Below are 6,209 nucleotides of genomic sequence, written 5' to 3' on the forward strand. Positions count from 1 at the left end.
GGTCGTCGACCTCTTCACCCCAGCCGAATGCGCCAACTACTTCAAAGCCGCAGGATATGAACCGGATTAAACAGGACGTGCTCTAAGTGCGCCTTAGACTATCCGCCTTTCCGTCCAGGGCGTCCGGCTACGAGCCGCTGCGCCGCGACCGGCGGAAGAGATTGGAGGCACTTAAGACCGGCGACGGCCGACCTTCGCCGGCCCATCTGCGGGCGCGGGTCGGCCGGGAACTCGACAGGCTCGAATTGCTGCTCGAGCATATCAAGGCGGTCGAGACTGAGCGCGATGCCATGCTTGTCTCACCGGCACCTGCGATGCTGCTCGACCTGAAGGGCATCGGGCCGGAGTTTGCTGCTGTGGCGGTCGCGTCGCTTCGACAACCCGCGACAGGTCGCCGCCTATGCCGGCCTGGCGGCGACCCCCTAGCAGAGCCGCTCGGTCGATCACGACTAGGGGTATCGAAAGCCGGCAATCCAAGGCTGAACGACTACCTGGCTCTGGCTGCGCCAGATTCATTGGCCGAGCAGTTCGCCAGTCGCGCGCCGGCCTGCGGCGCGCCAGTCTTTCTCACGTCCACTTCAGCCGTTGCAAACAAATTCTTCAAGTAGATTGCGCTTGCACAGGATGTGTGGCGCCCGCGATGCTGCCGGGTGCATGGTTGTCTCGCGGTTTGGTGGCCGCATGATGGAGCTTTGTGGGACGAGCCTTCAGTGTGGACGACACTTTTGCTGAGACAGCGACGTAAGCCCATCAGCGGAATGGCTCGGCTCAAGTCCCGGCAGGACGCCTCAGGGTATAGCGCGGCGTTCAGATTTTCAACGCTTTCCGGATCTGAGCTGAGGCCCTTGCACGTCGCAATATGTGGCCTTCATAATCGACTTCTCCGAATTAACGACGGCTCGTCGCCAGGCCGATCCAACAGATCGGGATTTCTTAAGTTGCCGGGATCATCAATGGCAGTGGCGAAGGAAGTTTGCGTGTTTCAGAAATTCGCGGACACCCATTCCGCTAATTGTCGCGCGTCATGGAAAATTGCCCCCTCGGCGCCACGAGGAATTGCCCCCTCAGTGGATAGCTGAGGAGAGAGCAATGAACGAACAACGAATCACGGAAAGCCCGTCGTGGAGTGATCCACGGGGGCAAGTGATGAAGACGCCAGACGATGTGGCGGAGATGTTGCGCCTGAAGGCGTGCGGGTGGGGACTGAAGCGGATCGCGTGGCAGCTGGGCTGCAGCCATCACACAGTGAAGGTCTACGTGGCGGCGGACGGCGTGAAGCCGTTCAAGTCGCCGGAGCGGCCGAAACGGCTCGACGGCCTTGAGGGTTGGCTGCGCGAGCGGTTCATTCGGCATCGCGGCAATGCGGATGTGGTGCGCCAGGACCTGCTGGCCGAGAAGGGCGTGGCGGTCAGCCGGCGAACACTGCAACGCGCCGTGCAGCCCTATCGTCAGGCGCTGAGGGCCGAGGCGCTGGCGACAACGCGGTTCGAGACGCCGCCAGGGCGACAGCTGCAGATCGACTTCGGCGAGCGTCTGGTCGAGATCGGCGGTGCGAAGATCAATGTCAATGCCGCTCGAATTTTCCCCAAAAGTGCCGAAGTAAAATTCCCCAGTTTCGCCGCTCAGACTGTCGCGGAGGGGTGTCCATTTTTCGGTGGCCGGCCGCGCGGCCGCGATGGTGGATTTAATGTCGGCGGCGTGATGGAGGCTTTCGATCGCAAGTGTTCGGGCATGAGCTCGGCGTGCTGGCGGAGCCGATAACTCGATCCTTCGATCTGGACGACGACCGCATGGTGAAGCAGGCGATCGAGAAGTGCGGTTGCGACGACAGGATGGCCGAAGGCCTCGCCCCATTCGGCGAAGCCGCGATTTGAGGTGAGAATCATTGCGCCCTTCTCGTAGCGGGCGTTGACGAGTTGGAAGAACAGATTGCCGCCACCGTGGACGACGGGCAAGTAGCCGATCTCATCGACAACGAGCAGAGCAGGCCGGCAGAAGAAGCGGATGCGTTCCTGCAGGCGGCCTTCGCGTTCGGCCCTTGCCAGCGCGGCGATGAGTTCGGCCAGCGTTCAGAAATAGACGCTCTTTCCAGCCTTCACAGCCTCGACGGCAAGCGCAATGGCCAGATGGCTCTTGCCTGTGCCGGGCGGGCCGAGGAAGTGGACGACCTCGCAGCGGGCGACAAAGCCGAGTTGGGCCAGCGTGAAGATTCGATCACGGTCGAGCGAGGGCTGGAAAGAGAAGTCGAAGCCGGCGAGCGTCTTGATCGTGGCCAGACGCCCCATGCGCAGTGCCGTCTTGATCCGGCTGTTCTCGCGCAGGGTCAACTCTTCCGAGAGGAGGATGTCCATGGCTTCGAGGGCGGCGATCTCGCCTTTCTCGAGCCGGCGCACGACATGATCGAGCGCTTCGAGCGCCCGCGGCATCTTCAGGCCGACGAGGTCGTGGCGGATCCGGTCGATGGTGGATGGCGTGGTGTCGAGCGCGTTCGTCATGGACGCTGCTCCTTGGCCATCACCCGGGCGACGGCGTCGTAGAAGGCCAACGGGCGCTGAGCGACCCTGTCGCCCGAGCCATGAAGAATGACCTCGTCGTTCCTCAGTCTTTGTCGGCGCTTGTGGACGTGGATGTTGCGATGACCCGGCTCGACATGACGCTGGTGCCGGCCTTCGAGAATAGGATGGATGGCAATCAGTGCGCCGTCCTCGAAGATGCGCAACTCTTCGGCCAGCGTGTGTACCTCGACGACACGGCGCCTGGTGGCGTCGGGCACGCTGTAGAAATTGCCGCCGACGCTGACCATGCCCTCCCGGCTGATACGTCGCTCGAGCTTCAGGACCGATCGGAACGGAGCCAAAGGCAGCGGCCGCAGCGCTGCCCGCTCCTCGGCGAAAGCTTCGTTGACGACACGCCTTGTGGTGGCGTGAACCCTCGGGTTTGCGACCGTGTCCAGCCAATGACGCAACTGGGCGTTCAGGTCTTCGAGATTGCGAAAGGACCGGGCCAGGAAGAAGTCCTCGCGAATGTAGCGGAACGGCCGCTCGACCTTGCCTTTGGTTTTGGCGCGGTAAGGCCGACACGCCTTGGGATGGAAACCATAGTGGCGGGCAAGATCGACGAGGGCACGGTTGTAGACGATGCCGCCGGTATCGCCTTCGCCGATCACAGCCGTCTTCATACGGTCGTAAAGCACTTCGCGAGGAGCGCCGCCCAACGCCTCGAAGGCCCCGGCATGGCAGCGCAAGACAGTCGGCAGATCCTGGTGGACGACGAAGCGTGCCCAGATAAGGCGACTGAAGCCAAGCACCATGGAGAATAGCCAGACGATTCTCGGCGTGGTCGGCTCATCGGCAAAGACGACATTGAACTGGGCGAAGTCGACCTGCGCCTGCTCGCCGGGCGGGGTCTCGAAGCGAACCTCGTATCCACGCTCCGCCGCGGCAGGACGGACGTCGCGCAGGAAGTCGGTAACGGCCGTGTAGCCGCCGCCATAGCCGAGGTCCTTCAGTTCGCGGAAAAGCCGGCTGCCGGTGAGCCCAGGATATCGCGTGACACGTTCGCGAAGATAGGCCGTGAAGGGATCGATTACCGCCTGACGCGGCTTGCGCGGTCCGTAGGCCGGAGGCTCGAGCCCGCGCGCTATGTATTTGCGCACCGTCTTGCGGTCGATCCCGCTCTCCCTGGCGATCGCCGACACCGACAGGCCCTGCCGATGCAAATCCAGTATCATCATCATCTCCCCGATCTTGATCACCGAAATCCCTCTCCCGACCATCAGGAGAAGCATCAACGATCATGCGCCGCCGGTCTCCCGGAGCGCGCTCCGGAAGACCGGCGACAGCGCTAAACTGGGGAAGATTCAAACGGCACTTCTGGGGAGTATTGAGCCGGCATCGACAGATCAAGGCATTCGTCTTCGTGGCGACGCTCGGGCATTCGCGACGGCTGCATGTGCGTGCCTTCCGGGCCGAGAAGCAGGAGCACTGGCTCGCCGGGATCGAGAGCGCGTTCACGACCTTCGGCGGCGTGCCGGAGGAAGTTCTGATGGACAATCCGCGCGCGTTGTCGTGCGCCACGACGCGGCGAGCCGGTCGGTTGTATTCAACGACAAGCTCATCGCGTTCGCGAAGCATTGGGGCTTCCGTCCTCGCGCCTGCGCGCCGTATCGGGCGCGCACGAAGGGCAAGACCGAGAACGGCGTCGGCTATGTGAAGAAGAACGCGATCGCGGGTCATTCCTTCACGAGCTGGGAGGCATTCGAGGCGCATCTCGCCAAGTGGGAGCGCGAGGTGGCAAACGCGCGCATCCACGGCACCACCGGCGAGGCGCCGATGGTCCGCTTCGAGCGCGACGAGGCGCACCGTCTCAAGCCCCTCATCGGGCGGCCGTCGTTCGGATTGTTGCGCGAACTGAGCCGCATCGTCGGCAACGATTGCGCCGTTGAGGTCGATACCAACAGCTACTCGGTGCCGTGGCGGTTGATCGGCGAGCGCCTGGCAGTGACGGTAGCGGCTGGCGAGGTGCGCATCCGTCATGGCATGCGCGAGGTTGCGGTCCACAGGCAATCGCAGGGCCGCCGTCTGCGGATCGTCGATTCCGCCCATCTCGACGGGGTTGCCGGTCGCAATGGCGCTGTCTACCGAGCGGAGATTGCGGCATCGGCGGTGCCGGCGTCGTCGCAAGCGCCCTCGTTGTTGCGTCCTCTTGCCGAATACGAAGCAGCGATCGGAGGGGGCTTCTGATGGCGCGCGCAAACAAAGCAACCGAAGCACCGATCGATCCGCTCGACGCCATGCTAGTGCGATTGCAGCTCTTCGGCATCCGCGACCAGCTCGACAGCTTGCTCGACGAGGCGGCGCGCGCGAACCTATCGACGCGCGAGACGCTGATCCTGCTGTGCGAGCGTGAGATCGCGCGCAAGGATCACCGCCGCATCGAGATGGCGCTGAAGCTTGCACACTTCCCGGCAGTGAAGGAGCTTGCGGGCTTCGACTTCGAGGCACAGCCGTCGATCGATCCCAAGCAGATCCGCGACCTGGCCGCGTCCCGCTGGATCGCCAACGGCGAGAACGTGCTGCTGCTTGGCCCGCCGGGCGTCGGCAAGACGCACTTGGCGATCGCGCTCGGGCGAGAGGCGATTCTGGCCGGATATACCGCGCAGTTCACGACGGCGACGACGCTGGTCGCTGGCCTCGCCAAGGCGCACGGCGAGCGGCGCCTGGACGAGAAACTGCTGGCGCTGTCGAAACCAAAGCTGCTGATCGTCGACGAGCTCGGCTACCTGCCGCTGGAGCCCGACGCGGCGCACCTGTTCTTCCAGCTGGTCAGCCGGCGCTATGAAACCGGCGCCATGCTGATCACGTCGAACCGCAGCGTCGCCGAATAGGGCACCGTGTTCGCTGATCCGGTGGTCGCGACCGCGATCCTCGACCGCCTCTTGCACCACAGCCACGTGCTGACCATCCGCGGCGACAGCTACAGACTTCGCGCCAAGCGAAACAGCGGCCTCATCAGGCCGCCCGTCGGTGACAGGCCTCCGGTCGGCTCCGCCTCCCTCCGCCCCGTCACCGACGGAACTAACCTTCAACCGACATCATGAACCCGGGGCAGTTCTTCATGACGCAAAGGGGCAGTTCCGGATGGCGTTTGACACGCTAATTCGCGGACAGCTACTGTCCGCGATTTAGCGGAACGACTGTCCCGTTTTTGCGAAATGCGCAAGAAGTTTGCGGTGATGGCCCCTAGGCCGGGGATCGACATGAGTATGCGGCATGCCTGGCTCTGAGGGGTATCTGCGACGAGCTGGCGCCCGAGCTCGGCGGCCTGAACGCGAATGCCGCGCCAGGCTTCCAACATCGGAGGCCGAACGTTTTTTTATAATTCCACGAATCTGGTTCGAAAGCTCAGTTGTGATCCGGACCAGCCGAATGCGCGCCCGACGCAGAAACGATTGCGAAGCAGTTGCAGCGATAGCGCTCGAGAACACTGCAGGTGATCCTATCGCCGTTCCTTCCGATTATATACAACGGAGGTCGGGTCCGGCATGCGGCCAGACATCAAAACGCCGGCTTGCGTCGATCGTTGCCAGCACTTTACTCCGCTTGGAAGGGAGTGCTTCGGCACCTAGAGCACGTCCTGTTTAATCCGGTTCATATCCTGCGGCTTTGAAGTAGTTGGCGCATTCGGCTGGGGTGAAGAGGTCGACGACC

1 protein-coding gene and 4 pseudogenes are annotated in these 6,209 nt (G+C 63.1%); 3 read left to right on the plus strand and 2 right to left on the minus strand.

Translation table 11 applies throughout. The features are described from left to right. Nucleotides 1-89 precede the first annotated feature (89 nt). Nucleotides 90-507, plus strand: a pseudogene (locus tag NKH21_RS32430) (transposase); the annotation flags it as partial. A 1,115-nt stretch (nucleotides 508-1,622) separates the two neighbouring features. Here the strand turns inward: NKH21_RS32430 and istB (NKH21_RS32435) are convergent. Together istB (NKH21_RS32435) and istA (NKH21_RS32440) are read right to left on the minus strand one after the other, a co-directional pair. After that, nucleotides 1,623-2,495, minus strand: a pseudogene (gene istB, locus NKH21_RS32435) (IS21-like element helper ATPase IstB). Continuing rightward, the gene (istA, locus tag NKH21_RS32440; RefSeq protein WP_352869963.1) at nucleotides 2,492-3,754 is read right to left on the minus strand and encodes an IS21 family transposase; all 1,263 of its coding nucleotides are present in this window, start codon (nucleotides 3,752-3,754) and stop codon (nucleotides 2,492-2,494) included. Before istA (NKH21_RS32440) ends, istB (NKH21_RS32435) begins: the two are co-directional and overlap by 4 nt. 143 nt (nucleotides 3,755-3,897) lie before the next feature. On the opposite strand from istA (NKH21_RS32440), the pseudogene istA (NKH21_RS32445) reads away from it, so the two are divergent. After that, nucleotides 3,898-4,742: pseudogene (gene istA / locus NKH21_RS32445) on the plus strand (IS21 family transposase); the annotation flags it as partial. Further along, nucleotides 4,742-5,599: pseudogene (gene istB / locus NKH21_RS32450) on the plus strand (IS21-like element helper ATPase IstB). The pseudogenes istA (NKH21_RS32445) and istB (NKH21_RS32450), both read left to right, overlap by 1 nt. Nucleotides 5,600-6,209 lie beyond the last annotated feature (610 nt).

This window comes from Mesorhizobium sp. M1329 (assembly GCF_040318035.1).
Lineage (GTDB): Bacteria > Pseudomonadota > Alphaproteobacteria > Rhizobiales > Rhizobiaceae > Mesorhizobium.